Raw genomic sequence first — 3,215 nt, 5'->3', positions numbered from 1 at the left:
TCCTTCATGAAGATGGAGGGCAGGTGCCGCACGTATCTGGCCTCGGTGTCGGCAAAGGGCAGCTGGGCGAAGCGCATGTTTTTAAGCAGCGAATGAAAAAGGCGGCGGTTTTTCATGACCATGCCTAGAAGCTTGGACCTGGGGGGATGACCATCCTCGTCCTGGATCCGGGCGTGAATGTCCTTGATGAGCCTTGGCAGGTCGATTCCGGCAGCGCATATTTCCTTGCAGGCTCCGCAATTTACGCAGTTCTGCACCAAAAGTTTGGCCTTGTCCTTGCCGTGGAAAAAGTATGTGGCCACCAGGCCGATGGCCCCGATGTATACGTATCCGTACTTGTGCCCGCCCACCAGGCGGTACACCGGACAGACATTGGCGCAGGCACCGCAGCGGATGCAGCGCAGGATCTGGGAGAAATTCTTGTCCGTGGACAGTTTGCGCCGGCCATTGTCCAGAAAGACCACGTGCATGATCTTTTTGTTATCCGGTGCGCTTTTACATTCATTGGGTCCGGTGATCCAGCTGACATACGAGGTTATCTGCTGGCCGGTGGCATTGCGGGGCAGGGCCTTTAAAAGGCGCAGGGCGTCTCTCAGCTTGGGAGCCAGTTTTTCCAGGCCCACCAGGGCCACGTGCACCCGGGGCAGGGTGGTCACCAGACGTCCGTTGCCTTCGTTGGTTATCATGCCCAGGGTGGCGGTTTCGGATATGGCGAAGTTCGCTCCGGTGATGCCCATGTCGGCATAGGCGTATTCCTTGCGCAGTTCCCGCCTGGCCACCTTGACCAGCTTGTGTACATCCGTGTCCTGTTTTTTCCTGGTCACTCCCTCAAAGAGGTCTGCAACCTGGTACCTGGACAGGTGAATGGCCGGCAGGACCATGTGTGAAGGAGGCTCGTTTCGAAGCTGGATTATCCATTCCCCCAGGTCGGTCTCCACAATCCTGTAGCCCTCCTTTTCCAGGTGGGTGTTCACATGGATTTCCTCGGCGGTCATGGACTTGGCTTTGACAATATTTTTGCAGTTGTTTTCTTTGGCTATGGAGGCGATTATCTCGTTGGCCTCTTTGGGATCCTTGGCTAGATGAACCTTTACTCCCAAAGCCTCGGCGTTTTTCTTGAACTCCTTGTACAAGGCGTCCATGCGGGACAGGGAAGAGTCCTTGGCCTCGGCTATCTCCTGCACCAGCGAGTCTATATCCATTCCGGCGAAGGCATTGGCCCGTCCTGTACGGTAGGCCACTGCAAAAGTATCCAGGGTCTTGCGCTGAAAATCGTTTTGCAGTTGCTCTTCAATCTCTTTCAGGTAGTCTTTCAGATTGTCTGCGTTAAGCATCAGGCATCCTCCAAAAGCAATATGTGAAGTTCCAGGGGGCCATGCACACCAAGGGCCAGTACTCTTTCTATGTCGGCGGTGCGGCTGGCTCCGGTGATAAAGGACAGGTAGTTGGCCCCGTCACTCAGCATTTCCGAGAGTTCTTTTTCAGCGTCATAAGAGCCCTGGCGCATGCGGGACAGAGGCAGAACCATGACATTTATCTCACAGATCATGGTGGCCAGCCTCAGGTCCTCGGAGGCTGATTTCAGCACCAGGGTGCCGGTTTCCGCCAGTCCCAGATCAGCCACAGCCAGGCCGATATCCACTCCGCCAAGATATCGGCGCAGATCACTGGTAATGGTGGTAATGCCCTGTTTTTCCGCCTGGGAGGTAAGCCCGGAAAGGTTCTTGTCGTCCAGGGCCGGGGCAGCGATAACTTTTTCTCCGGGCTTTATTTCACACAGCTGCTGGGCCTCGTCAGAGACCGGCAGTTCACAGCCGGCCATGAGAAACTGACAGGCTTCCTTGTCCACGCAGGTATTGACCGTATAGTCGAAGGCCTCCTGCATGCTTTTGATATGCCGGACTTCTGCTGATACAGCCTTGGCTTTGGCAGTAAAGGTTTCCACCATTTCATTTTGCATTTTTTACCTCTATGATTGCTGGTTCACGTTTGACCTTTCAACTGGACAGGACTTGTGCAGTCTGGGTGGCTATTTCCAGTTCTTCGTTGGTGGGGATGACCAACACTTTTACCCGGCTTTCCGGGGAGCTTATTTCACATATCTCACCTCTGCGGACTTCCTGGTTGCGCTTCTTATCCAGGACCACCCCTAGACCGGACAGAGTGGAGCAGGAAAGCTCGCGCACCCGCTCATCGTTTTCGCCGACTCCGGCAGTAAAGCAGATAGCCTGGGTTTTATCCAGTATGGCCATGTACTGACCTATGTACTGGGTCACCCTGCGGCAGAATATCTTCAGGGCCAGCTCAGCATCGCTGTCCCCCTTGTCTATGCGGGCATGGATGTCGCGCATGTCATTGTCGCCGCACAGTCCCAGGAGGCCGCTTTTCTTGTTTAACAGGTTGTCTATGTCCTGAATGGAATAACCCTTTTTGTCCGCCAGAAAAGCATGCAGGGCCGGGTCCACGTCTCCGCTGCGGGTGCCCATGACCAGCCCGGCCAGCGGTGTCAGACCCATGCTGGTGTCCACGCAGCGTCCCTGTTTTACTGCGGCCATGGAGCAGCCGTTGCCCAGGTGCACGGTGATGCAGCTGGTCTGCTCCAGGGTCTGGCCCAGGGTGGCGGCGCACTGCTTGGCCACATACAGGTGTGAGGTGCCGTGAAAGCCGTAGCGCCTGATTTTCAGTTCGCTGTAAAGCTCTGCAGGTATGGCCATGCGGTAAGCCTCAGGAGGCATGGTCTGGTGAAAGGCGGTATCGAACACGGCCACATTGGGAATTCCGGGCATAAGCCTCTTGGCTGTCTCTATGCCGGCCAGCCCTCCGGGGTTGTGCAGCGGGGCCAGGGGTATCTGGGCCCGGATGCCTTCTACAACGTCCTCATCCACCAGGATGGGGGTGTTGAAGTCTTCACCTCCGTGAACAATGCGGTGGCCGATGCCGTTTATGCTGGAGACGTCCTTTATTACTCCGGTCTGCTCTCCGGTGATGAGTTTTACCACCAGGTCCAGGGCTGTGGAGTGATCCGGGATGTCTTGTTCGTCTGAAAACACCTGGCTGGTGTCGGTTCCAGGCAGGCGCTCATGTTTGTAGGCTGAACCGGACTGCCCGATGCGCTCCACCAGCCCGGAGGCCATGAGGGTTTTGTCCTGCATGTCCAGGAGCTGATATTTTACAGATGAACTGCCTGAATTCAGTACCAGAATGATCATAATTTT

Annotated in this window: 3 protein-coding genes; all 3 read right to left on the bottom strand. The window is 55.7% G+C overall.

The features are described 5' to 3' along the window. Positions 1–1,334 (bottom strand): lactate utilization protein B (locus QZP87_RS09630; RefSeq protein ID WP_291322704.1); only part of this gene is annotated, 1,334 nt, incomplete at its 3' end. Then, positions 1,334–1,960 (bottom strand): lactate utilization protein, encoded by a 627-nt coding sequence (locus QZP87_RS09625; protein ID WP_291322703.1) that lies wholly within the window; start codon positions 1,958–1,960, stop codon positions 1,334–1,336. The genes QZP87_RS09625 and QZP87_RS09630, both read right to left, overlap by 1 nt. Before the next feature lie 37 nt (positions 1,961–1,997). Further along, positions 1,998–3,209: an acetate kinase gene (locus tag QZP87_RS09620; protein WP_291322705.1), complete on the bottom strand. Its 1,212-nt coding sequence runs from the start codon at positions 3,207–3,209 to the stop codon at positions 1,998–2,000. Positions 3,210–3,215: the final 6 nt, after the last annotated feature.

It is taken from the genome of Desulfonatronospira sp., assembly GCA_003563255.1.
Taxonomy (GTDB): domain Bacteria; phylum Desulfobacterota; class Desulfovibrionia; order Desulfovibrionales; family Desulfonatronovibrionaceae; genus Desulfonatronospira.
The sequence above is the reverse complement of the archived record's forward strand: the minus strand, read 5'-3'. Positions and strand labels throughout refer to the sequence as shown.

Bases quoted from the DNA above. Each gene is read 5' to 3' on its own strand.
- QZP87_RS09625 (WP_291322703.1), bottom strand. From the start codon at position 1,960: ATGCAAAATGAAATGGTGGAAACCTTTACTGCCAAAGCCAAGGCTGTA.
- QZP87_RS09620 (WP_291322705.1), bottom strand. From the start codon at position 3,209: ATGATCATTCTGGTACTGAATTCAGGCAGTTCATCTGTAAAATATCAG.